Here is a 24028-nt window from a genome sequence, read left to right on the forward strand (position 1 = left end):
CGTTCGAAATGCGGGAAGCTCATGCCGCCGGACAGGCCGCTCCGCAACTTTTGATATTACTATCATCATATAAAGAATCGTTGTCAAGCAAGGCCTGCGCGCGGGGGGGCGGTTGCGGGGCGAAACAGAAAAGGAAACGGAAAAGGAAAAGGAAAACGCGGACGCGGGGCGGAGGCGGGCCGCGGGCACGACGCGCCGCGGGCGGCACTCACGCACGAGCGCGCGGCATCCGCTCGGGCATGCAGGCCGGTCGACGCAGCGAACCGGCCTGCATGCGAGGACGCGAGGCGTAACGCGCTACCAGGTCGCGAGCAGCGAATCGACGCCGCGCAGCGCATTGTTGCGCCGGTAGTTCAGCGTATCGACGTTGGTGAGCTGCAACTTCGGCAGGCGTTCGAACAGCGTTTCGAGGGCCGCTACGATTTCGAGCGTCGCCAGCCTCGCACCAAGGCAATAATGCAGCCCGTTGCCGAACGACAGGGGGCGCACACCCTCGCGATCGATCTTGAGCGTGTTCGGATCGTCGAACTGCTTCGGGTCGCGATTGCCACCGCCCAGGAACACGCAGACAAGGTCGCCACGCTGCAGCTCGTGACCGTCGATTTCGAGGTCTTCGAGGGCGACGCGCTGCGCGATCAGCACCGAACTATCGTAGCGCAGGCACTCGTTCACCACGGCTGGCAAAATCGCCGGGTCCGTTTTGGCGCGTGCGAACGCATCGGGGTGGTGATGCAGTGCGATCAGCGAGTTGCCGATCATGTTCTCGGTTGTTTCATGACCGGCGACGAAGAGGAAACACAGGTTCGCGACGATTTCGTCGTCGCTGAGCCGCTCGCCGTCTTCCTCCGCGAGAATCATCTGGGAGATCAGGTCGTCGCCAGGCTGCCTGCGGCGCTCGGCCAGCACGCGGCCGAAATAGGCCTCCAGTTCCAACGCCGATTGTTTCGCGACTTCGAGCTGCTCGGCATTGAGCGGAGTCACGTTGAGTGCGCCGGCCGCATTGTCGGCAGCCTTTTTGAACATCGCGGCGTCCTCGAGCGGCACGTCGAGAATCGTGCAGATGGTTTGCATCGGCAGAAGGAATGCAAAGCCGCTGACGAGATCTCCTTGCGGCTCGCGCGCGAGCTTGTCGATGAGCCGGTTCGAGATCGTGTATGACGCTTCGCGAAACTTTTCGACCTGCCGTGCGTTGAACGACTTCATGATGAGCGCACGCAGATGCGTGTGCTTCGGCGGATTAAGGCCCGGCAGCATCGAGCGGAACGTGCGAAACGGCGGCTGATCGATCACGCCTTCGCCATAGCGTGCCTTCACCGCTTCGACGATGCCCTTGCCGAACCGGCGATCGAGCAGCAGCTTTTCGCCGAACGCGTAATGCGCCGTCGCATAGAGTTTCGGCGCGAGCCTTACGAGTTCGCCTTCGTCCCGCATGGCATCGAAAATCGGGTACGGATTGGCGAAGTACTCGGGTGTCGAAAGATCGCTGTATTGCATGGGGGTTCGAGTCCTTTGATTGTGAACGGGAAGGGGACTGGGCACCGCTCAGATGCGAACCATCTCGAAGTCGCTCTTCGGCACGTCGCATTCGGGGCAGCGCCAGTCGTCGGGAATGTCTTCCCAGCGCGTGCCCGGTTCGATGCCGGCTTTCGGGTCGCCGGCCGCTTCGTCATACAGGTAGCCGCATATCAGGCACATCCATGTGCGGTATTCGATGGCGATGTCGGACATCTACGATTCTCCTCGTCAGCCGTGCAACGCGGGTTCCGCGTCCGCATCGACGGGGCTTTGGTTAAGTTGTTTGCGCAGGCGATGCAGATCCTTGAGCGTGAGCAGCGGGCACTCGAGAAGAATCGCCAGGTTGTGCAGAATGCGGTCCGCGACGCGGCTCTCCCATTCGCGGTCGAAATGAATTTGCGCGTCCAGCCAGTGGCTGAGCCATTCGGGGTCCGGAAGCCGGCTTTGCACCGTATCGTTCGGAAAGAGCGACCGGTTGACATGCAGGTTCGTCGGGTGAATGGCCTTGGCCGAACGGTTGCCGCTCGCCATCAGCGTGCCGATCTTCGCGAACGCGCGGCGTGCATCGTCGCCATGGCGTTCGAGCGCGCGCCGCATGTACTTCAGGTAGGCGGCGGCGTGCCGCGCCTCGTCGCGCGAGATGAGCTCGTAGATCTGCCGGATCACCGGCTCCGTGTGCCATTGCGCGGCGCAGCGGTACCAGTGGTTGAGGCGGATTTCGCCGCCGAAATGCAGTGTCAGCGTCTCGAGTGCGGGTGCTGGATCGAACGGAAAGCGCACCGCGTGCAGTTCTTCCTCGCTTGGCGCGAGATCGGGGCGGAACCGCCGCAGATACTCGATCAGCACCAGCGAATGCTTCTGCTCCTCGTAAAACCAGATCGACATGAATGCCGAGAAATCGCTGTCGTCCTGGTTGTCGCGCAGGAACATCTCCGTAGCCGGCAGGGCGGCCCATTCGGTGATCGCGTTCATCTTGATCGAACGCGCCTGATCCTCCGAGAGCCGCCTCGGGTCGAAGCGATCCCAGGCGACGTCGCGCTGCATGTCCCAGCGCGCGCGCTCGAGACTCGTGAACAGTTCGGGATAGAGCATCGCCGCTCTCCTCAAGAATCGGCTCCGGAGGCCGCGCCAGTGCCTGCGCTCAGGAAGCCGGTCGTCCTTTCGAGCACATATGCGTCGGACAGAATGCGCACGTGACCGACCTTATCGATGCGCTCGAATGTCGTGTCCGGCAGCGCCGCCACGATGTTCTCCGCTTCGCAGATCGGCACGATCTTGTCGGCCGGGCTGTGCATCACGAGCATCTCTACCGCGAGTCCGCGACCGAGTGCGCCGATGTCCCAATGTTGCGGCGGCACACCGTTGCGGCGGTGCAGCTCCGCATACATTGCGCGCATCGTGCTCGGGCTCAACTGCAGAAAGCCGTTCGACCAGCGGTCGATGACGGCGGGTAGTGTGCACGGCGGTGCAAGCAGGACGAGCCGCGAGGGCGCCGCGGGGCCGAGCTCGGCGAGCGCGCCCGTGGATGCGATGCTGCCGAGCGAATGCGCGACGATTCCGTGCACTCCGCCGAGCGAGGCGATCGCGCCTTTCACCGCGTTCTTGAACGCGGTCATCGTCGTGACTGTCCCGGTGGACACGCCGTGCGCGGGAGCGTCGAACGCGGCCACGCGAAAGCCGGCTTTCACGAGCTTCGGCACGAAGGAGAACATCGTGCTGCTGTCGGCGCCCCAGCCGTGCACGAGCAGGACGGTGCGCTCGGCGTTGCCCCATACGTGGCCGTGCGTCACGCCGTCGACACCTTCGATCGCAAAGCGTCGCGCACCGAGCGGCGTCACGTCCTTCGGCGGTTTCTTTCGATAGCCGCGCGTGTAGCCGAATACGTCGGTCGCGCGGCGCGCGGCCGCACGCGGCGAGACGGCGCTCAGGACGTCGACGTAGCCTTTCATGACCCGCTGCCTGAACGGGAGCTGCGGCGGCGGGATCTGCGGCGGGACGGCGGCCGGCGCGGGCACGCTCACGTGGCCGGGCGCCGGGCGAAGAATGGACTGCTCTGTGGTATCGGACATCGCGGCTTCCCCTGGCTGAATGACGTCAGACCGCTGCATCGGCCTTGGGCGGCGTCGGCGCAGCCGGCGTCGCGATGGTCTCGAACGACTGGTAATAGCCGTGCAGCGGATCGTAGAGGTGGCACGAGCGGATCACTTTCCAGACCTCGCCGGCCGTGAACGGCTTCTGGCGGATCGCCCCGGGATAGGCCTGCTTGAGCGCTTCGCGTGCTTTCGGCAGGTTGTAGAACGGGATCACCGGCACGACGTGGTGCGCCGTATGCACCGAAATGTTGTGCGTGAAAAAGTGCAGCCACTTCGGGTATTCGTAGTCGGTCGTCATCAACAGACGGCTTCCGTTCTGCGTCCAGTGCTCGCGCGTGAGGAACGGCAGATCATCCGAGATGTGATGCATCATCGTCGTCGTGCTGAACCACGCGTGGATGCCGAGCCACGGACCGAGAAAGTACAGAAAGAAGCCCTGCCAGCCGGTGAAGTAGACGAGCGTCGGCAGGTAGACGACCGCGAACAGCAGCGTGACGGCGATCGAGCGGCGGACGTCGTTGCGCGCCTCGCGCTTCGGGAACATGCCCGGGCGGAACCCGGAGTGCCGCTGATAGTTGACGGTGCCGAGCCAGAAAAGCCAACTGCGCGTGCTGCGATAGACGAACTTTTCCCATGGGCCCATGCGCCGGTATTGCTCCGGCAGCACAGGGCGCCAGTCGGTGTCCATCTCGAGGCTGTTCGTGTTGGCGTGATGCAGGTTATGCATGTGCCGCCAGCCGTGGAACGGATACAGCAGCGGGAAGAGCGAGATCTGGCCGAGGATGAAGTTGAACCGCCGGCTCTTCGAGAACGAGTTGTGGCCGCAGTCGTGCGCGATGCAAAAGAGCCCCCAGCCGCCGAGCCCGGCCGCGAGCCACAACGGAATGTAAAGTGCCCAGTGCGGCGCGTAGTACACGCCGACGACCGCGCCGACGTACAGCGCCGCGCTCGCGAAAAATCCGAGCAGCCCGCGGGCCAGGCGCGGTTCGTACAGTTCGCGCGGGATGGCGTCGGCAAGCCGTTCGCCATCGAGTTCGTGAATCGCGTCGACGAACGCGCGGAAATGCTGCGTCTGCTGTCGGGGTAGCTGAATCGTTGCCATCGTATGTGCTCCTTGGGGCGTGCCGACTACGCCTTGACTTCGGCGGAAGCGAGTTCGCTCGCGAGATACCGGGTGAGATCGTCGATGTTCTGGTATTCGAACAGCAGCGCCGGCGACAGACGCTGTTCGAGCAGCTTCTCGAGGTCTCCCGCGACCTGCAGCGCGACGATGGAGTCGAGCCCATACGATTCGAACGAGCGAGCGGGGTCGATTTGCGACGAGGGCACGTCCAACTGCTTTGCGAGCCGCTCGACAAGCCACTTGTGCAGGTCGGCCTCGGTAATCGGCCCGGTTGCGCGCTTTTCCTCGGCGAGGCCGATCTTGCTGAACAGGCTCGAAATAAACGCCATGATGTGTACTCCGGTTGAGGTGACGAAACGGTTCGTGCGCTCAGGCAGCGTTGCGCCTGCGGACGCGGTCGATCATGTCGCGGCTCGGCGAGCGCAGCTCCCAGACCACGCCGAGCTTGCCGAGCAGGGCGAGAATCCAGCCCGAGAGGTCCGGCTCCCACCAGCGCACGCCGTGGCGAAACCAGGCGGGGAACGCATGATGGTTGTTCTGGAGCCCCTCGCCGAATGTGAGAAACGCGACGATCCAGTTGTTCGTGCTGTGGTCGTTCGTGTCGAACGGCCGCGCGCCATAGCGATGGCAGATCGAGCCGACGCACCACGCGAACTGATTGGCAATGAACATTCGCGCAAAGCCTCCGAACACGAGGCCGGACAGTGCGCCGTGCCAGTTGCCGGTTGCGAAGCCGCCGATGCCGGCCGGAATCAGCAGGCCGAGTACGACCCAGTAGAAATAGGTCTGATTGAAGAAGAAGAGTGCGCGATCCTTCAGGATGTCCTGGGCGAAATAGCTCCAGCTCGACATTTCCGGCGACATCATCCACGGCATGTGTGCATGCCAGAGCCCGCGCAACCGCTGGGCGCGGCTTTCTCCGCACAGATTCGGCGAATGCGGATCGCCGGGCCGGTCGCTGTATGTGTGATGACGACGATGCGTCGTGACCCAGAATAGAATCGGACCCTGTGCGGCCATCGAGCCGCAGATCAGGATCAGGGCCCTGAACCAGTTCGACGTCTTGAACGCGCGATGAGCGAGAAAGCGGTGGTAGCCGATGGATACGCCGGCCATGTGCAGCACGTACATGACGGCGAAAAGCCATGCGTCGACCCACGTCGCCAATCCCACATAGAGCATCCATACGCCGGCGAGCGTGCCGGCGAACGGAATCGCCATGACGCCGAGTGCGGTCAACGCCTTGATACGTGCACCGCGCGCGTCGAGCACGCTGACGCCGCGCACGGGCGCGCTGTGGTCGGCCGGCGAGCCCTGGCCGGCCGGGTTCATCGGCAAATCTCCGGTTGACGGAATGTGCATGAGGGGGCTCCTGTGATCACGATTGCGCGGCTTGCGCGGCGGGGCGTTCGGGGCGGCGCACGTCCCATACGAGGCCGAGCAGCGCGAGCAGCTCGATGAACGAGCCGGAAATGTCGAGCTGCCAGAAGTGCTGGCCGGTACGTGCGAGCGCCGGAAACGCGTGGTGGTTGTTGTGCCACCCGCCTCCGACAGCCGGCAGGGCGAGCCATGCGACATTGCGGCTCGCGTCTCGGGTGCGGTTCGGTCTCGGGCCGAAGCTGTGCGCAAACGAGTTGATTGCCCACGTGGCCTGGTCGACGAGAAATATCCGCATCAGCCCTCCCCACAGAAAACCCATCAAGGCGGAGTACGCAGTTCCGCCGATCAGCCAGCCGGCCGCCGCGGGAAGCGCGAGCCCGAGCGCGATCCAGGCGAAGTAGAGGCGGTTGAGTTGCACGATCCAGCGATCGCGCAGAAGGTCCGGCGTGAACTGGCTCCAGTTTTGGCGGCGCAGTGTGAAGAGCCACCCCACATGGGCGTGCCACATGCCGCGCAGCCGGCCGCGCAACCCGCTGCCATGCAGCCGCGGGGAGTGCGGGTCGCCTTCCTGATCGGTGAACGCATGGTGCATCCGATGCGTTGCCGCCCAGAACAGCACGGGACCTTGCGCGGCCATCGAGCCGAAGATCGCAAAGAGAGCGGTCACGATCGGCCCTGCCTTGAAAGCCTGGTGCGAGAAAAATCGATGCAGGCCCGCCTCGACGCCAAGCGCCGTGCACAGATACATCGATGCGAGCAGCCCGATCTCGAGCCGGCCGACCCCGTAGCGAATCGCAAGCGCCACCGTGGCGGCGGCACCGACGGTCGGGATGCCGACGGTGAGCCATGCGAGGCGGCGCTCGGTGATGCCGGTGCGATCGTCGAGCTGCACCGGGCGGGAAGACGCATGCGGATGCTGATGGTCCATGGTGTCGTTTGCCTGTTATTCGCCAGTGGGGGAATAGGTCGCGAGCGCACGCGATAGCAACGCGTGCCGCGTCGCGTAGCGCTGGATCTTGCCGCTCGTCGTCAGGGGAATCGCGCCCATCGGTGCGAAATGAACGACGTGCGGTGCGGCGCCGAAATTCGCCGTCACGCGCTCGACGATCGCCTGACGCATCGATTGCAACTCGTTGGTGCCGAGGCGTTCTCCGCGGCGAAGCTCGGCGACGACGGCGATGCGCTCCGCGTCGCCGTCGTCGATCGAAAACGCGGCCACGCCGTTCGGGCGAATCCGCGTATCGGCTTCCTGCACCGCAAGCTCGATGTCCTGGGGATAAAGATTGCGTCCCGCGACGATGATGAGATCCTTCATCCGGCCCGTGACGTAGAGCTCGCCGTTGCGCAGAAAGCCGAGATCGCCGGTCCGCATGTATCGCGCCGGCGAGCCGGACAGCGTGGCCTGAAACGTGTCGCGGCTTTCTCTCTCGCGCTTCCAATACCCGATGCCGACGTTCGGGCCACTGACCCATACTTCGCCGATCGCGCCATCGGGCACGGGATGTCCGTTCGCGCCGACGATGCGCACGTCGTGGCCGGGCGCCGGCACGCCGCAGCTTGCAAGCGGGAACGCGCGCGGGTCGTCGTCATCCACGGTTGCGGCTTCGCCGCGCGCGAGCTGGTCCTGGTCGACGACCGCGAAGGTCGGCGCGGCGCCATCCGGCTTGCCCGATACGAACACGGTGGCTTCGGCGAGGCCGTAGCACGGACCGAACGCGTCGGCGCAAAAGCCGCAGCGCGCGAAGCGGGCGGCGAAGCGCTCGAAGGTGCCTCGCCGCACAGGTTCGGCGCCGCAGTAGATCGCCTCGAGCGACGACAGGTCGAGCGCGGCAAGCGCGTCCTCGGCAATCGTGTCGCAGCAGAGGTCGAAGGCGAAATTGGGCGCGATCGTCGTCGTGACGCGATGGCGCGAAATGGCCTCGAGCCATCGCAGTGGCTGCTGGATGAAATGGCCGGGCGAGAGGATCAGCGTCGGGAACCCTTCGTAGATCGGCTGCAGGATGCCGCCCATGAGCCCCATGTCGTGGTAAGGCGGCAGCCACGTGCAGCCGATACGAGCGCGCTCGCCGCCCATCCAGCTGCTCGCACAATGGCAGTTGCTGAGCAGATTGCCATGGGTGAGCATCACGCCTTTCGGATCGGAGGTCGATCCGGAGGTGTATTGCAGCAGCGCGAGATCCGAGGCGGCAACGAGCGGCAGATCCGATCCGGCTGCCGTCGCGGAATTAGATGTATATGCATGTGAATGCGCTAAAAGGACGGCTTCGGCCTCCAGCCAGCCGTCCTCCGGAAAAGAGTGCGGCAGCAGCGCGAGCACACGCTCGCGCAGCCGCGAGAAGCGGGCGTTGGTCAAGATCAGCTCGGCTTGGGCGTCTTTTGCGATCAAGGCCAGCCGGCCGAGCGCACGCGTGCCCACCGGGGGGAACGACGGTACCGCCACCGCGCCGGCCATCAGTACCCCCATGAGTGCGGCGACGTACTCGATGCCGGCTTCGAACAACAACAGCACGCGCTTGCCGGTGGCACCGCGCTCGAGCAGGCTGCGGGCAATCGCAGTGGCCTGGCCGCATAACTGCACATAAGCGATCGGCACCTCGTCGCGCTCGCCGTCGACCAGGTGAATGAACGCGGTTTGCTCCGGCATGGCTGCGGCACGCAGACGCAGTACGTCGATGAGCGTCTCGACGGGAGATTCGCCAAGCGTTGCAGGCGCGGCATGATTGGGACGAGCCGTCGACGGCGCGCGCACGTGCTCCACGATATCCGCTTGAAGATCGGTCATATATCGGTCCTTCGATTGTGGGCCAGCACTCGGCCATTACGAAACCTTCGCGCGCAAAACCACACGGCCGGCGTTCGAAACGGCGGTCCTGCATTGCATATTACTAATTCCCGGGCACGGCGAAGCCCCGCCCGGGAGGTGGCAATCGTAATTCTAATAAGGCGGCTCGACGCTGAAAGCGCGTCGCGAAATAAAGCGATTATTTAAATTTTCAGATGCGACGAATTCTCGGTGTCTCGTCTATTACATACGCTTCGCTTAACCGCGAAGCCCTCATTGGCGAAGCATTGGTTTGCCAATAAATCTCGGACTGCGAACGGTCAAACGACATCGCAACAGCCGCCCATCGCGGCGCGGGATCGCGGACGCGATCGATTCCGCCGCAACAGCGGCATGCGAACAACGGGTAGACGGACGCGCGCTACGGGCGGCCCGCGGCCACCAAGGCGTTCCACCGGCGGAGTGCCATGCGCAAGACTCCACGCCAGTGAGAACCGCGCGCTTGCGCGACGGACGGCACGGCGACGTGCCCGCCGCCGGTGAGCGGCACCGGGAAGGGAAACGGCCTAGTATTCATGAGCCCCTCGGAGGCAGATTATTTATATGCGTACGCATGCATATTTATTCAGTCTGGGACTAAAGTCAAGAGTATTCGCGAAAAATTTTATGCCTCTCTGCGGTGCGAAGCGTGGCGCGATATACGTATTATTGCGTAGGGATGGGGCTGATTTCGGTAACTGCGTGCGGCCGTCCACCTTGTAATGAAAGGAAAGCGAGAAGTCGGGCGCGCCGGCCGGTAAAACGGCACGATGCAACGGCGGCGAAAGCGCAATATCCAAAAGGAGAGTAAGTACACTAAGAATGGATTGGGTTTACCGGCTACGCACAACCGGGCCTTGGCGGGACTGTCGTCCGATCGTGCGTGTTCCGGATGGGTTTCGGCAAACAAGTGTTTCAAAAGCGCGAGCGAAATGATTCGCAGTGGATTTCCCGCGGACTTCCAGGTCCTGCAGTGTGTTCGTCCCTTTCGCCAAGGCGAATAAACGCGAGTCGAGGCGAGTCAAGGCGAGTCAGGCGAAAGCGCTGACTTGGGCGTGCCCTGTTTTCCGGAACGGCCTCTGCTTGCCGGAGCGCTGCCGCTTTCCTATAGAATGCCGCTTGTCACAATCCTGTCACCCAGGCGGACGATGCGCAACGGGCGTTGTCGAGACGCTGCGGTTTGGGCGCCGCTGGCGCGGGTCTTATGTATAAGACCATGATTTCATTGCAAGTTTAGGAACGGGCTACCTTTCTATGTTTGGCCGATTCATGCCCACCGAGGGCAAATTCTTCGAAATCTTCGATGCGCACGCCAAGTGCATCGTGGCCGCGAGTCAAGAGCTCGAGCTTTTGATCGACAACCTCGGCGAAGCCGAGGTCCACAAGCAGCGGGTGCAGGCGAACGAAAAAGCCGCCGACAAGCTGACGCACGAGACGATCGATCTGCTCCACAAGACGTTCATCACGCCGCTCGACCGCGACGAGATCCACAAGCTCATTACGACGATGGACGACATCCTCGATCTGATGGAGGACGTCGCAACGGCCATTTCGCTTTACGACGTGCAGGCTGTGACCTCCGAGGCGAGCCAGCTTGCCCATATCTGCACGAACACGGCGAAGCACGTTCAGCAGGCCGTCAGCATGCTCTCCGACATGAGCCAGGCTCGCGCGATTCTCACGGCCTGCGAGGAGATCGACCGGCTCGAATCCGAAGCCGATCGGGTGTTGCGCGCCGCGATGTCGAAGCTCTTTCGCGAGGAAGACGACGTCAAGACGCTGATCAAGCTGAAGGCGGTCTACGAACTGCTCGAAACGGTCACCGACAAATGCGAGGATGTCGCGAACATCATCGAAGGCATCGTTCTGGAAAACGCCTGAGCCTCTCCGAACAATTCAACCGATGCACTCGATACAAATCGCTCTTTGGGCGCTCGCGACGCTGATCGCGGTGGCGCTCGTCTTCGACTTCATGAACGGCTTTCACGACGCGGCGAACTCGATCGCCACCGTGGTGTCGACCGGTGTTCTGAAGCCTCAGCAGGCCGTGGCGTTTGCGGCGGCCTGCAACGTCATTGCCTATTTCATCTTCCACCTGAAAGTTGCGCAAACGGTAGGCAAGGGAACGATCGATCCAGGGATCGTCGACCACTACGTCGTCTTCGGTGCGCTCGTGGGTGCGATAGGCTGGAACATCCTGACGTGGCGCTTCGGTATTCCGTCGAGCTCCTCGCATGCGCTGATCGGGGGGCTCGTGGGCGCGGCGCTCGCGAAGTCGGGCTGGTGGTCGCTCAACCTCGACGGCTTGCTGAAAACCGTTGCTTTCATCTTCATTTCGCCGCTGCTCGGCTTCGTGCTCGGGTCGTTCTTCATGCTGACGGTGTCGTGGATCTACTTCCGCACGCCGCCAAGCAAGGTCGATCGCCGCTTCCGGCGCTTGCAACTGTTCTCCGCGGGCCTTTACAGCCTCGGCCATGGCGGTAATGACGCGCAAAAGACGATCGGCATCATTTGGATGCTGTTGATCGCGACCGGCTATGCGTCCGCCACGGCCGATGCGCCGCCGATCTGGGTCATTGGCCTGTGCTATCTCTCGATGGGCCTCGGCACGCTGTTCGGCGGCTGGCGGATCGTACGCACCATGGGCCAGAAGATCACCAAGCTCAAGCCGGTTGGCGGGTTTTGCGCCGAAGCGGGTGGGGCGATCACGCTTTTTCTCGCGTCCGCGTTAGGCGTACCGGTCTCTACCACGCACACGATCACCGGTGCGATCGTGGGTGTCGGGGCGACACAAAAACTCTCGGCCGTGCGCTGGGGCGTGGCAGGCAACATCGTCTGGGCCTGGATCTTGACTATCCCGGCGTCGGCCTTGCTGGCGGCGATCGGGTGGTGGGTCGGCCACCGGTTCCTCTAAGGCTTCGCGCCGTCCGTTTGCTGCTGTTCGTTTGCCGCTGTTCGGTTGCGTCTGTTCGTCTGCGAGGATGGGGCGGTGGCCCACGCGCCGCGCGCCCCATCGCCGCGCTCGCGTGGCGCCGGTGCGCCGACGCAGGGCCGCGCTGGCCCGGTACCTTCCGGGTGCGCGCCTGCGGGGGCTTCCGACTATTCCCCGTCTGCCGCGAAACGCGCGATCGGGTCGTCGGTTGTGGACGTCGTGGCTGGCTGGGGATTCGGCGTGGTGGACGCGCGCATGATCTGCACGCCCGGTAGCGCCGGCTCGATCGACCGGCCACCGGCTTGCCGGGCTTGCCGCGATGCTTGAACGGCGGCGGGCGGTGGCGGCTCGAACGCATCCGCCGCTGCGTCGATTGCATCCACGGGGGCGGCCGTGGTCTTGCCGATGCCCGTGGACGAGACGGTAGCGAGGCTTGCGTGGTCGCCCGCCTGATTACTGACTGCCGGCGGCGGCTGATAAGGCTCGATCGGCGTACCGGCCTGAGTGGCGTTGTTTGCAATGGTGTCTGCGCGCCTGCCGGCCGTTTCGGTGCGTGTCGGGGTGCCGGGCGCGGGATGCGATTGCTGCGCCAAATAGGTCGGTGCGTCGAACGGTGCCGGCTGTTGTTCCAGCGGCGGGGCGACTCGTCGAATGCCGTCGAAGCGCTTGGCCCAGTAGGGGTTGGTCAGGTAATCGAGCCGTACGGTCCCACCGGTCGATGGTGCGTTGATGAAGCGCAGCTTGCCGACATAAATGCCGACGTGCGAGTGCGGTCTGCCGCTCGTATTGAAAAAGATGAGGTCGCCCGGCGCGATCTCGTCGGGCTCGACTGCCTGACCACGCAGACTCATTTCCGCGGTCGTACGCGGCAGCTTGACGTCGGCCGCACGCGCGAGCACATACTGAACCAGGCCGCTGCAGTCAAAGCCGCTCGCGGGTGTGTTCCCTGCCCAGCGGTAGGGAACGCCGACGAGGCTCATGGCCTGTACCGAAATCTCCTCGCGTCCAATGCTGTGATCGACGAAGTTGGGCAGGCCGCGCGGAACGGTGCGCAGCGCCTCGCCGCCCGCGCGCGAGTTCGAGCGGGACGCTTGCGGCGGCGCGCTCGAGCAGGCGGCCAGCGAGAGCGCAACGAGAATGAGGAACCAGAATCGGCGCATGAGCAAAAAAACCGATAAACGCCTGCGGTTGAGCAGACGAATGAGCCGGTGCGACCGATAGTAGCCTTAGCGGCGGCGCTCTCGCAAGGATTCCTCATAAATTACTTTAAGTTCGGCCGCGGATTGTTGCGTCGCGGGCACGTCGGGCCGTCGCAAGACCAGCGTGGCCAGGTTCGCCCGAGCCGCTGTTGCGGCGGCATCGCCGCCGTTGCGGGTGCAGCCGGCAGGCGAAAAAAACCCGGCCGAAGCCGGGTGTGGTTCTGGGGCTGCTTGTCCTCTCGCTACGGACCGGCTACTGACCTGCTGAGAAGCGGCCGAGACGTCGCGTCGGGTACCGAAGGTCAAAGGATGTCGGACGCGTAATCGGCCAGCCGCGACCGCTCGCCACGCGCGAGCGTGACATGGCCGCTGTGCGCCCAGCCCTTGAAGCGATCGACGACGTAGGTCAACCCCGAACTGCCCTCGGTGAGGTAAGGCGTATCGATCTGCGCGATGTTGCCCAGGCAGACGATCTTCGTTCCAGGGCCTGCGCGCGTGACGAGCGTCTTCATTTGCTTGGGCGTCAGATTCTGCGCCTCGTCGATGATCAGGTATTTGTCGACGAACGTGCGGCCGCGCATGAAGTTCATACTCTTGATCTTGAGCCGCGAACGAATGAGCTCCTGCGTGGCGGCCCGGCCCCATTCGCCGGCGTTGTCGTCGGTCTTTTGCAGGACCTCGAGGTTGTCGTCGAATGCGCCCATCCACGGCTGCATCTTCTCCTCTTCGGTTCCGGGCAGAAAGCCGATGTCCTCGCCGACCGGCACCGTCGCGCGCGTGACGATGATCTCGTTGTAGCGCTTTTCGTCGAGCACTTGCGCGAGGCCCGCGGCGAGCGCCACCAGCGTTTTGCCTGTGCCCGCCTGACCCACGAGCGTGACGAAGTCGATCTCGGGGTTCATCAACAGATTGAGAGCGAAGTTCTGTTCGCGGTTGCGCGCGGTAATGCCCCAGACGTTGTTCTTGTGATGACTGTAATCGCGAAGCGTCTGCAGCAGCGCCGTCTTGCCGTTGATCTCGCGCACGATCGCCTGAAACGACGGCTCGCCATTCGTAGGCTCGAGGTAGAGGAACTCGTTGACGAGCAGCGATGGACAAAGCGGGCCTGTCACGCGGTAGTACGTCGTGCCTGTCTTCGTGTCCTGCCAGCTTTCCATGCCTTTCGCGTGCTTCGTCCAGAAATCCTGGGGCAGCGCGCGTACGCCCGAAAACAGCAGATCTTTGTCTTCGAGAACCTGGTCGTTGAAGTAGTCCTCGGCTGGCAGCCCCAACGCATGAGCCTTGATTCGCATGTTGATGTCTTTCGACACCAACACGACGAGCCGGTCCGAGCGGTCGCGTTGCAGCGCCCGCACGACGCCGAGGATCTGGTTGTCGGCCTTGCCCTGCGGCAGACCCTCGACTGGCTCGATGTCCGTCAGCGTGGTCTGGAAGTAGAGCCGGCCCAGCGCTTCGCGGCTGCCGAGCCGCGAAAGCGGCAAGCCTTCCGCAATCGGTCCTGCGTTGGCGACGAGCGTGTCGAGCGTGCGGCTTACCTGCCGTGCGTTGCGCGCGACTTCCGACATCCCTTTCTTGTGGTTGTCGAGCTCCTCGAGCGTCATCATGGGCAGATAGACGTCATGCTCCTCGAACCGGAAAAGGCAGGTCGGGTCGTGCATCAGCACGTTCGTGTCCAGCACGAAGAGCTTGCGAACGTCCGTCGGCACGGCTGTCGCCGACTTGCGCGAGCGCGCGGGCTTGGCGGCACCGCGCTCATTGGCTGCCGGTGCCGGCTCGGCGGCCGGGGTTTCGTGCCGGGCGGCGGGCGCCGGGACAGGCTGCAGCAAGGCGGCCGTCTGCCTTGGTTTGCGGCCGCGCGCAACGGCCGCGGCCTCGGCGGGAGGCGGTGTTTCCACGAGCCTCGGCATGGCGGCGGTGTGGCTCGAGCTCGCTACGGGCTCGGCGGCGCGCGGCGCACTGCCGGCGCTGCCGTAATCGGCCGCTTCTGCTTGCTCCCCGACGGTGCCCTGTTTTTTCGCGTTTTTCGCTGGCCGAGCTTTGGCCTTGAATTCATCCGGCGGCAACAGACTGCCGAGCTTGCTGGGCGGGGTAGGCAAAGGCATGGTTTCCCTCAAAGAATCGGGTCGCTATCGTACGCCGCTGTAGCGTCCGGCTCGAGCCACGTTATCGGGCCGAGCACGCGGACGACAAGCGGCGCGCTGTCAATTGAAACGCCGGTTCGCCTAGATTTCGATCGACTCCTTGGTGTCGGGGCGCCAGGGCGGTTTACCGGCCTGGCTGCGCGGAAATAAAAAAGCCGCCGCTCCTCGTGCATCGGAGCTGGCGGCTCGGCTTCGAGCGAAGCGCTGCGCCCGGCGAACGAAAGAAAGGCGTGTTCGGTCGAAAGGCGCAACTGCAGCGGAAACGGAATAAACGGGAACTCATTGCAACGCAATATAACGCGCGTCAAAGTCCTTGTACAGCTTGCAGGATCTCGTCCACATGGCCAGGCACCTTCACGCCGCGCCACTCGCGCCGCAAGACGCCGCTTGCGTCGATGAGAAACGTCGAGCGCTCGATGCCGCGTACTTCCTTGCCGTACATCTTTTTCATTTTGATGACATCGAAAAGCGCGCAAAGCTGCTCGTCGCCGTCGGACAACAGCGGGAAGGGCAGCTCGAGCTTGGCCTTGAAGTTCTCGTGCGAGCGGATGCTGTCGCGCGAGACGCCAATGATCTCGGCTCCGGCCTTTTTGAATTTCGGATACAGGTCGCGAAACTGCAAGCCCTCGGTTGTGCAGCCGGGCGTGTTGTCCTTGGGGTAGAAGTACAAGACCACTTTCTTGCCCCGCAAGCCGGACAGCGCGAACGCGGCCCCGCCGGTAGCGGCGGCCGTAAAATCGGGGACAGGTTGGTCGACTGCAATGGGCACGTGGTTTCTCCTTTTTTATCGCGCAAAGCGTTCGAGCAGGGCGGTGGCCGGCTTACCCCGGCGCAGCCCAGGCGGCGCGTGCCAGCCCTAGTCGGGCTGGACGATCAACTCGCCCGCACGCCCCGGAATCTCGCCCCAGGTCACAGGGTACGATGGGAGCGAGTCGCGGTCCAGCGTCGCATGGTAATCGCCCATTGTCGCGAATGTGTGACCTTGCGCCTGCCATCCGGCCAGCAGTCGCTCGAAGACCGGTGCGAGCTTCTGGCCTTCCAGTTCGGCATGCAGCGTGAACACCTGATCGTGCGGGTTGCGTTCCGTTGCGGCGAGCAAACGCGTGGCCACGCTCGTTTCGTCGAGGCTATCGACGCCGAGCAGTTCGTCGAGCGTAGGCAAGGTCGTCGGCAATTGAACGTGGTCGAGCGTCCGGGCGCCGACCACCGGGCGATACGGTCCATGGCCGCGTCCGTCCGACGCGTAGCGCATGCCCCATGCGTCGATCTGCTCGAACGCGTGTTCGTTCATTTGCCAGCCTGCGGCGCCGTGCGTGGTGGGGGCGGTGCCGAAAATTTCGGCGAATCGCTCGTAGCTCTTGCCCATTTCACCAGCAGTCCAGGCCTGCGACCGGCTGCGGACGTTGTCCTGCCAATAGACGTGGTCCCACGTGTGGATACCGCATTCGAAGCCGGCTTCATGCACCGCACGCATCTCGGCGGCTGCGCGTACCCCGATGTCGGGCCCCGGCAGCAGCACGCCATACATGAGCTGGCGCACGCCGTAATGCTCGACGACGGACGTGCGCGACACCTTTTTCAGAAAGCCTGGCCGAAAGACGCGCCTGAGCGCCCACCCCGTATGGTCCGGACCGAGGCTGAAAAGGAACGTGGCCCGCGCTTTGAACCGATCGAGCATGCGCGCGAGGTTGGGCACGCCTTCGCGCGTGCCGCGCAGCGTATCGACGTCGATCTTGAGGACGATGCGAGCCAACGTGCGCCGCCTTACTGTTGCTGTTCGACGAGCGCGCGGGCGTCGGCCACGTGGGAGCGATAGGCTTCGAAGATCTTGCGCAGCGCGTCGTCGAACGTCGCCTGGGGCGCCCACCCGAGTTCCGCCATCGTGTTGTCGATCTTCGGCACGCGGTTTTGCACGTCCTGGTAGCCCTGGCCGTAGTACGCGCCCGACGACGTTTCGACGAGCTTCACGGCTTTCGCGGACTCGGCGTACTCCGGATACTCGGCTGCCAGCGCCAGCATCTTGTGCGCGAGCTCGCGCACCGAGAAGTTGTTCTTCGGGTTGCCGATGTTGTAGATCTTGCCCGAAGCGATGCCGTTCGCGTTTTCGATGATCTTCATGAGCGCACTGATGCCGTCGTCGATATCGGTGAACGCACGTTTTTGCGAGCCGCCGTCGACGAGGCTGATGTTCTCGCCACGAACGATGTGGCCGAGGAACTGCGTGACGACGCGCGAGCTGCCTTCCTTCGGCGTATAGATGGAGTCGAGGCCGGGCCCGATCCAGTTGAACGGTCGGAAGAGCGTGAAGTTCAGCCCTTCTTGCATGCCGTAGCCCCAGATCACGCGATCCATCAATTGCTTGGAGCAGGCGTAGATCCAGCGCGGCTTGTTGATCGGGCCGTAGGTGAGCGCCGAGGCTTCGGGGTCGAATTCCTCGTCGGCGCACATGCCGTAGACTTCGGAGGTCGACGGAAACACGAGGTGCTTACGGTACTTCACGGCCGAGCGGACGATCGGCAGATTCGCCTCGAAATCGAGTTCGAACACGCGCAGCGGCTGCTGGACATAGGTGGCAGGCGTGGCGATCGCGACGAGCGGAAGAATCACGTCGCATTTCTTCACGTGATACTCGACCCACTCCTTATTGATCGTGATGTCGCCCTCGAAGAAGTGCATCCGCTCGTGGTTGGCCAGATCGCCGAGCCGGTCGGTCTGCATGTCCATGCCGAAGACTTCCCAGTTGGTCGTCTCGAGGATGCGCTTCGACAGGTGATGGCCGATGAAGCCATTGACGCCGAGAATCAGTACTTTTTTGGCGAGATCTGCCATGTTCATGAATGCCGGGAAGAGTGGATGATCTGAGCGAACTGCGCGGGCGTGACGACCGATTCCCGAGCGTCGCGCACGAGCCTCAGCTCGGAGATGGCAATGGCGCGCGCGTCGCCGCACACGCCGAATAACGCATTATCGCTTAGGTGCAGACCGGGCGGCAAATTTGCCAGTGCCGTCGCCGCGTCGGCTCCCACAGGCACAAGGCGCGCACGCGCAACGATGAAGCGCGCGCCGCCCTGGTCGGTGAACGCGCCCGGATAGGGCGGCGCGACCGCGCGCACGAGGTTGTAGACGCGCTGGGCCGGCTGCGACCAATCGATGCGGCCATCCTCGGGCTTGCGGCCGCCGAAGTAGCTGCCGCTGGCGAGATCGTTCGGCAGACGCGGAGCCTCGCCGGCGATCAGTGCCGGCAGTACGCGCCAAAGCGTCTGCTCTGCGGCGACGGTCACTTTGTCGAATACCTGGCGCGCGGTATCGTCGGGCAGAATCGGCACGCTCGTCTGGCCGATGATCGCGCCGGCGTCGGGCTTGGCCGTCATTTCATGCAGCGTGGCGCCCGTTTCGGTTTCGCCGTTGAGCACGGCCCAATTGGTGGGCACGCGGCCGCGGTACTTCGGCAGCAGCGAGCCGTGCATGTTGTAGGCGCCGCGCGGCGCGAGCGCGAGCACGTCGGGCGGCAGCATGTGCCGGTAATAGAACGAGAAGAGCAAGTCGGGCCGCACGCGGCGTACGGCCTCGCGCAGCTCGGCGCTGTCCGGCCCGGCTGGCCGGATCGCTTCGATCCCATGCTCGGCGGCGACGCTCGCGACACTTTCGAACCAGAGGTTCTCGTTCGGATTGTCTTCATGCGTCACGACGAGCGCGACGTCGACTCCGCGCGCGAGCAGCACTTGCAGGCAGCGCACGCCGACGTTGTGGTAGGCGAACACGACGGCGCGTGGTTTCATCGGTTGCCGTCCCCGTCGACGAGGTGCTCGGCGCGCGAGCCGAACCCGGCTGGCGCGGCCAATTTTTCGCCCTCGCGTGCTTCGAGCACGGCCTGGACGAGATAGCGGGGCCGCGCGCGCACTTGCTGATAGATGCGGCCGATGTATTCGCCGAGCAGGCCCAGCGCGAAGAGGATGACCCCGAGCAGGAAGAACGTGATGGCGAACAGCGTGAAGACGCCCTGGACTTCCGCGCCGATCAGGAAGCGCCGGACGACGAGCAGCAGGAAGAGGCCGGCCGAGCCGAGCGACAGAATGACGCCGATGAACGAGAGCCACTGCAGCGGCACGACCGAGAAGCCCGTGACGAGGTCGAAATTGAGCCGTATCAGGCTATAGAGCGAGTATTTCGATTCGCCGGCGAAGCGCTCTTCGTGGGCCACCTCGATTTCGATCGGGTTTTGCGCGAAGGTGTAGGCGAGTGCCGGAATGAAGGTGTTGACCTCGCCGCAGCGATTGATCGTATCGATGATCTGGCGGCTGTAGGCGCGCAGCATGCAGCCCTGGTCGGTCATGCGAATGTGCGTAATGCGCTCGCGCAGCCGGTTCATCGCGCGCGACGCCTTGCGCCGCCAGAGCGTGTCCTGGCGCTCGCGCCTGATCGAGCCCACGTAGTCGTAACCCTCGCGCATCTTGGCGACGAGTTTGCCGATCTCCTCTGGCGGGTTTTGCAGGTCGGCATCGAGCGTGAGCACGATCGCGCCGCGCGAGTGCTCGAAGCCTGCGAGAATTGCCATGTGCTGGCCGTAATTGCCGTTGAGCAGCACGACGCGCGTGGTGTCGGGCCGTGCGCGGAACTGTTCGGCGAGCATCGCCGCCGACTTGTCCCGACTGCCGTCATTGATGAGAATGACCTCGTAGCTCGTGCCGAGCGCATCGAGCGCCGGGTAGAGACGGGCGAAGAGGGCGTGCAGCCCTGCTTCTTCGTTGTAGACGGGAATGACGACCGAGACTTCCGGCGACGTCGAACGGTATTCGGTGTGGCTCATGTCCGCTTATTTCCCGTGTTGTTCGCAAATTCTGTTGACTGCCGAGACTACGCGCTCGACATCGCGCTCGGTCATCTGCGTGAAGAGCGGCAGCGTGACCGTCGTCGCGCCATAGCGCTCGGCATGCGGGAACATGCCCGGCGCGAACCCGCGCGCGCGATAGAGCGTGAACAGATGAATGGCGGGATAGTGCACGCCGGTGCCTATCCCATAACTGTCGTGCATCATTTGCATGAAGCCTGCGCGATCGAGCGAAAGCCGCTCGAGCGGCAGCGCGATCGGGAACATGTGCCAGTTGCTATTTTCGAAGTCGGCGAGCGGCAGGCCGATTCCGAGCGCCTGTGCGGGGCCGCTCGCGAAACCCTTGAAGTAGGCGCGCGCAAGTTCGCGGCGCTTCGCCGTGAACCGCTCGATCTGCGCGAGCTGGCCGAGGCCCACGCGGGCCGCGACGTCGGTCAGGTTGTACTTGCCCCCGAGCAGGTCGCAGTCCATGCCGTCGTATCCGGTACGCGTAATGCCCTGGAGCCGGTATTTGCGTGCAAGTTCCGCCTCGCGCTCGTCGTTGAGCACCAGTGCGCCGCCTTCGATCGACGTGAGATTCTTGTTCGCATGGAAGCTGAACGAGACGATGTCGCCGAGCTTGCCGATGCGCTCGCCGCGCCAGCTCGAGCCGAATGCCTGCGCGGCATCCTCGATCACGCGCAGGCCGTAGCCGCGGGCGATTTCGTAGAGCCGGTCCATATCGAGGGGCAGCCCGGCGAGATAGACGGGGATGATCGCCTTCGTGCGCGGCGTGATTGCCTTTTCGAGCAGGCTCAGGTCGATGTTTCGCGTTGCCGGGTCGATATCGACGAAAACGGGTGTCGCGCCCACTTCGAGAATGACGTTGCTCGTCGATACCCATGACATCGGCGAGGTGATGACCTCGTCCCCCGGGCCGACGCCCGCGATGCGCAAGCCGATCTCGAGCGTCGCTGTCCCCGAGTTGAAGGTGCGCACGGGGCGCCCGCCGCAGTACTCGGACAGCCGCTGCTCAAAGGCCTGGTTCTGAGGGCCGGTGGTGATCCAGCCGGAACGCAGCACGTCCGCTACGCCTTGAATCGTCTCTTCGTCGATTTCCGGGCGCACGAACGGCAGAAAGGGGGGAGAGTCCTGGGTCATGAATGAGTGCGATGCACGAATAAGAATGAAGTCCTGTCAGCTGCGCGAGAGCACGACCACCCCGACGAGAATGATCGCGATGCCGGCTATGCGCTGGATCGTGATCACTTCGCCGAACAGATACCACGCTGCGAACGCGTTGACCACGTAGCCGAGCGAGAGCATCGGATAGGCGACCGACACGTCCACGCGCGACAGCCCGACGATCCAGACGCCCACGCTGACGACATAGCACGCGAGGCCGCCGACGATGGGCCACTGCGTTGCGAGCTTGAACCCGACGGGCAGAATGTTCGCACGGGTGAATTCGAAGTGTCCAACTGCGTTCACGCCAGCCTTGAGCAGCAGTTGCGCCCCCGCATTCAGCATGACGCCAGTCAGGATGCAGACGAGCGATATGGGGTTCATCTTGGCAGGGTCCGATTCGTCAGAAGGTTCAAGGGCGGGCGCATCAGGGCTTTTCGACGATCACGCGGCGCACGTCGCGGGCGATGACGCGCATCGGTACGTGCTGCGCGGCGAGCGAGTCATAGCGGTCGACTGTCATCACCGCGAGTGCATGCGGCTGCGCGTCCCAACGCTTGATCCACTCGGCGACGGTCGGCACCCACTTGCCAGGCTCCTGCTCGACGCCGAACGAGAGTTCGTTCGGGTCCTCCACCATGATCATCGTGTGGCCGATGTAAAAGGGCAGCGTGTGATCGAGCAGCGCAACCGAGTAGAACGGCGTGTCGGCCGGCAGCCGCGCGAGCGCCGCCTTCGCGGCCGGCGCGAGCAGTACGCCGGAGCTTTGGCGCCCGAACGCTTCGTGCCCCGTGCCCGCGATCGTACAAAGCAGCAGCCAGCCGGCGCTGAACGCCGCGGCCGACGGAAGAATCGAGCCGCGTGTACCTCGCGCAAGCGCCAAAGCGACGAGCGTCATCGCGAATGCGGCGGCAATTCCGGCGAATACCCAGAGGCGGAATTCCCGATAAAGCGCGTTCGGCGTTCGGGCGTCGCCGAATCGGGCGATGAAGATCGCGCCCACGGCGAGCGCGGCCAGCAGGAGGAGGTAGCCGACGAGATGGCGGCGCCACGCCCCGCGGGGGAGTTCGGGCAGATAGGCCCCGATCACGAGTGCGAGCGCAGGTGCTACGGGCAGCACGTACGAGACGAGCTTCGAATGCGACACGCTGAAAAAGAGAAAGATGAACGCGCACCAGACGAAGAGCAGCGACGCGGGGCGGAACCCGTTCGATTCCGCGGGCCCCCTGGCCATCTGGCGGATGCTTTGCACGGCAATCGAGAGCCACGGCAGAAAGCCGACGAGCAGCACCCAGACGAAGTAATGGAACGGCCCCGGCCGATGCTGAGCGGGAGTCAAATAACGTTCGAATTGTTGAACGACGAAAAAGAAGTTCAGGAACTCGGGATTGCGTTGCTGGACGAGGACGAACCACGGTGTCGCGATCGCGAAAAAGACTACGAGCCCCGTGGCGAGATTGAGCCGCTTCCAGATTGCCCAGTCGCGCTCGATCAGCGTGTAGAGGACGAGCACGGCGCCGGGCAAAATGATGCCGACGAGCCCCTTGGACAGTACGGCGAGCGCCATGGCGGCCCAGCTCGCCCACATCCACAGCCGTCTTTCGCGCGCCGATGCCGCGCCGCGCTGGGCGAGCAGCATGGCGCACAGCGTCAGCTCCATCCAGAACGACAGGCCCATATCGAGCGTGTTGAAATGGCCCATCAGGCTCCAGTAAGGCGCACCGACGAGTACCAGTGCGCTCGCGAAACCGGCCGCCGGGCCGATGAGGCGCGACGCGGTGTAGCCCGCCAGCAGCACGCCGGCGAAGCCCGTGAGCGCCGTATACAACCGGGCCTGCCACTCCCCGATGCCGAACCACGCGAACGTGAGCGCATTCGCCCAGGTTTGCAGCGGCGGCTTCTCGAAATACTTGTAGCCGTTGTAGCGAGGCGTGATCCAGTCGCCCGTCAGCAGCATTTCGCGCGCCATTTCCGCATAGCGCCCTTCGTCGCTCGGGACGAGATGGCGCAAGCCGAGCGGCAGGAACCAGATGAGCGCGAGCGCGACGACGAAAATGAGCAGCGCGACGCCGCCGAGCGGCGCGACGGCGGCGGCCCGGCTGGGCGGGGCGACCCGCTCGGCGGCCGACTCGGCCGCCCTGGGATAACGTTGTAGCGACATGGGTCCGAATCCGTCAGAGATGCCGCGAGAGCGGCGAAAGCGCGCAGCGCGGCGGCGCAGGCGGCCGCTCGCGATACGCGCGGTGGGGCGAAGCGCCGGGTGTCATTGCTCGATGAGCAGTGCGGCGACGACGCGGCGGCCCTCGGCCATCAAAATGTTGTAGGTGCGGCAGGCGGCCATGAAGTCCATCGACTCCACGCCGATGCGCCGTGCCGTGAGTTCCGCGGTGAGGCGCGGGTGGGGAAAACGCAGCCGCGCGCCGCTGCCGAACACGACGAGTTCCGGCTCGGTGGCGAGCACGAGTTCGAAATGTTCGGGAGCAAGGGCTTCGAACGACGAAACCGGCCACGCGATGACCGGCGCGTCGGGCACGACCACGATGCTGCGCTCGTGGCGTTCCAGATTGACCTCGACGTAGTGGGCGCCGTAACCGGTGACGGTGTTCAAGGCGCCGCTCGCATCCTGGTGTAATTTCAAATCCGTTGTTCCGTAGTTCGCTGGGCCGTGCGCTCCGCCACTGCCGCGGGGAGTCGATGTACCGCCTCGGCTCAGGCTCCGGGCGGGGCCCGATCAGGTCCGGCCAAGCGCTTCGCGACAGCCGCGCATTGCGAAAGTTGGCCAAAATCCGCTAAATTATAACTTTTTAGCCGCCCGGCGGCGCCTTTTGCATC

Annotated in this window: 22 protein-coding genes; 2 read left to right on the plus strand and 20 right to left on the minus strand. The window is 64.1% G+C overall.

Annotated elements, in window-relative coordinates; all coding sequences use genetic code 11:
• Positions 1–297 precede the first annotated feature (297 nt).
• Genes U0034_RS19095 through U0034_RS19135 form a run of 9 tightly spaced genes read right to left on the minus strand, consistent with a single transcriptional unit; the run spans position 298 to position 8893 of the window.
• Positions 298–1494 (minus strand): cytochrome P450, encoded by a 1197-nt coding sequence (locus U0034_RS19095; protein ID WP_085229148.1) that lies wholly within the window; start codon positions 1492–1494, stop codon positions 298–300.
• Between the two features lie 48 nt (positions 1495–1542).
• Positions 1543–1728, minus strand: a complete 186-nt coding sequence (locus tag U0034_RS19100; protein ID WP_085229149.1) for a rubredoxin — start codon at positions 1726–1728, stop codon at positions 1543–1545.
• A gap of 15 nt (positions 1729–1743) precedes the next feature.
• On the minus strand, positions 1744–2607 hold the full coding sequence (locus U0034_RS19105) for an acyl-ACP desaturase (RefSeq protein WP_085229150.1): 864 nt from the start codon (positions 2605–2607) through the stop codon (positions 1744–1746).
• Between the two features lie 11 nt (positions 2608–2618).
• Positions 2619–3584: an alpha/beta fold hydrolase gene (locus U0034_RS19110; protein WP_158243534.1), complete on the minus strand. Its 966-nt coding sequence runs from the start codon at positions 3582–3584 to the stop codon at positions 2619–2621.
• A 25-nt stretch (positions 3585–3609) separates the two neighbouring features.
• Complete coding sequence (locus U0034_RS19115) at positions 3610–4710, minus strand: fatty acid desaturase (RefSeq protein WP_085229151.1); 1101 nt, start codon at positions 4708–4710, stop codon at positions 3610–3612.
• A 26-nt stretch (positions 4711–4736) separates the two neighbouring features.
• Complete coding sequence (locus U0034_RS19120) at positions 4737–5060, minus strand: acyl carrier protein (RefSeq protein ID WP_085229152.1); 324 nt, start codon at positions 5058–5060, stop codon at positions 4737–4739.
• Between the two features lie 40 nt (positions 5061–5100).
• Positions 5101–6093 carry an acyl-CoA desaturase gene (locus U0034_RS19125; protein ID WP_233211955.1) on the minus strand — a complete coding sequence of 331 codons (993 nt, stop codon included), beginning with the start codon at positions 6091–6093 and terminating at the stop codon, positions 5101–5103.
• A 16-nt stretch (positions 6094–6109) separates the two neighbouring features.
• Positions 6110–7039, minus strand: coding sequence for an acyl-CoA desaturase (locus tag U0034_RS19130; RefSeq protein WP_085229154.1), 930 nt, complete (start codon positions 7037–7039; stop codon positions 6110–6112).
• Positions 7040–7054: 15 nt separating this feature from the next.
• Complete coding sequence (locus tag U0034_RS19135) at positions 7055–8893, minus strand: fatty acyl-AMP ligase (RefSeq protein WP_085229155.1); 1839 nt, start codon at positions 8891–8893, stop codon at positions 7055–7057.
• Between the two features lie 1293 nt (positions 8894–10186).
• Between U0034_RS19135 and U0034_RS19140 the strand changes: the two genes are divergently transcribed.
• Positions 10187–10813, plus strand: a complete 627-nt coding sequence (locus tag U0034_RS19140; RefSeq protein WP_085229156.1) for a DUF47 domain-containing protein — start codon at positions 10187–10189, stop codon at positions 10811–10813.
• A 22-nt stretch (positions 10814–10835) separates the two neighbouring features.
• Positions 10836–11846, plus strand: coding sequence for an inorganic phosphate transporter (locus tag U0034_RS19145; protein ID WP_085229157.1), 1011 nt, complete (start codon positions 10836–10838; stop codon positions 11844–11846).
• Positions 11847–12031: 185 nt separating this feature from the next.
• On the opposite strand, the gene U0034_RS19150 is transcribed toward U0034_RS19145, so the two are convergent.
• The 11 genes from U0034_RS19150 to U0034_RS19200 form a co-directional block, all read right to left on the minus strand.
• Positions 12032–13024 carry a C40 family peptidase gene (locus tag U0034_RS19150; RefSeq protein WP_085229158.1) on the minus strand — a complete coding sequence of 331 codons (993 nt, stop codon included), beginning with the start codon at positions 13022–13024 and terminating at the stop codon, positions 12032–12034.
• Between the two features lie 341 nt (positions 13025–13365).
• Entirely contained in the window at positions 13366–15165 is a 1800-nt protein-coding gene (locus U0034_RS19155; RefSeq protein WP_085229159.1) for a PhoH family protein, read from the minus strand.
• Positions 15166–15508: 343 nt separating this feature from the next.
• Positions 15509–15973 carry a peroxiredoxin gene (locus tag U0034_RS19160; protein ID WP_085229160.1) on the minus strand — a complete coding sequence of 155 codons (465 nt, stop codon included), beginning with the start codon at positions 15971–15973 and terminating at the stop codon, positions 15509–15511.
• An 87-nt stretch (positions 15974–16060) separates the two neighbouring features.
• Positions 16061–16957 (minus strand): polysaccharide deacetylase family protein, encoded by an 897-nt coding sequence (locus U0034_RS19165; RefSeq protein ID WP_085229161.1) that lies wholly within the window; start codon positions 16955–16957, stop codon positions 16061–16063.
• A gap of 11 nt (positions 16958–16968) precedes the next feature.
• Positions 16969–18033: a bifunctional UDP-4-keto-pentose/UDP-xylose synthase gene (locus U0034_RS19170; RefSeq protein WP_102623000.1), complete on the minus strand. Its 1065-nt coding sequence runs from the start codon at positions 18031–18033 to the stop codon at positions 16969–16971.
• Between the two features lie 2 nt (positions 18034–18035).
• Positions 18036–18983, minus strand: a complete 948-nt coding sequence (locus tag U0034_RS19175) for a formyltransferase (RefSeq protein ID WP_085229163.1) — start codon at positions 18981–18983, stop codon at positions 18036–18038.
• Positions 18980–20011: a glycosyltransferase gene (locus tag U0034_RS19180; protein WP_085229164.1), complete on the minus strand. Its 1032-nt coding sequence runs from the start codon at positions 20009–20011 to the stop codon at positions 18980–18982. The genes U0034_RS19175 and U0034_RS19180 overlap by 4 nt, the downstream gene beginning before the upstream one ends.
• Positions 20012–20017: 6 nt before the next feature.
• Positions 20018–21172: a DegT/DnrJ/EryC1/StrS family aminotransferase gene (locus U0034_RS19185; RefSeq protein WP_085229165.1), complete on the minus strand. Its 1155-nt coding sequence runs from the start codon at positions 21170–21172 to the stop codon at positions 20018–20020.
• A gap of 36 nt (positions 21173–21208) precedes the next feature.
• Positions 21209–21580 (minus strand): DMT family transporter, encoded by a 372-nt coding sequence (locus U0034_RS19190; protein ID WP_085229166.1) that lies wholly within the window; start codon positions 21578–21580, stop codon positions 21209–21211.
• Positions 21581–21623: 43 nt separating this feature from the next.
• Complete coding sequence (locus U0034_RS19195; protein ID WP_085229167.1) at positions 21624–23357, minus strand: glycosyltransferase family 39 protein; 1734 nt, start codon at positions 23355–23357, stop codon at positions 21624–21626.
• Positions 23358–23459: 102 nt separating this feature from the next.
• Positions 23460–23834, minus strand: a complete 375-nt coding sequence (locus U0034_RS19200) for an Mth938-like domain-containing protein (RefSeq protein WP_085229168.1) — start codon at positions 23832–23834, stop codon at positions 23460–23462.
• Positions 23835–24028: the final 194 nt, after the last annotated feature.

Origin of the sequence: Trinickia caryophylli, from assembly GCF_034424545.1 — a bacterium.
GTDB lineage: Bacteria > Pseudomonadota > Gammaproteobacteria > Burkholderiales > Burkholderiaceae > Trinickia > Trinickia caryophylli.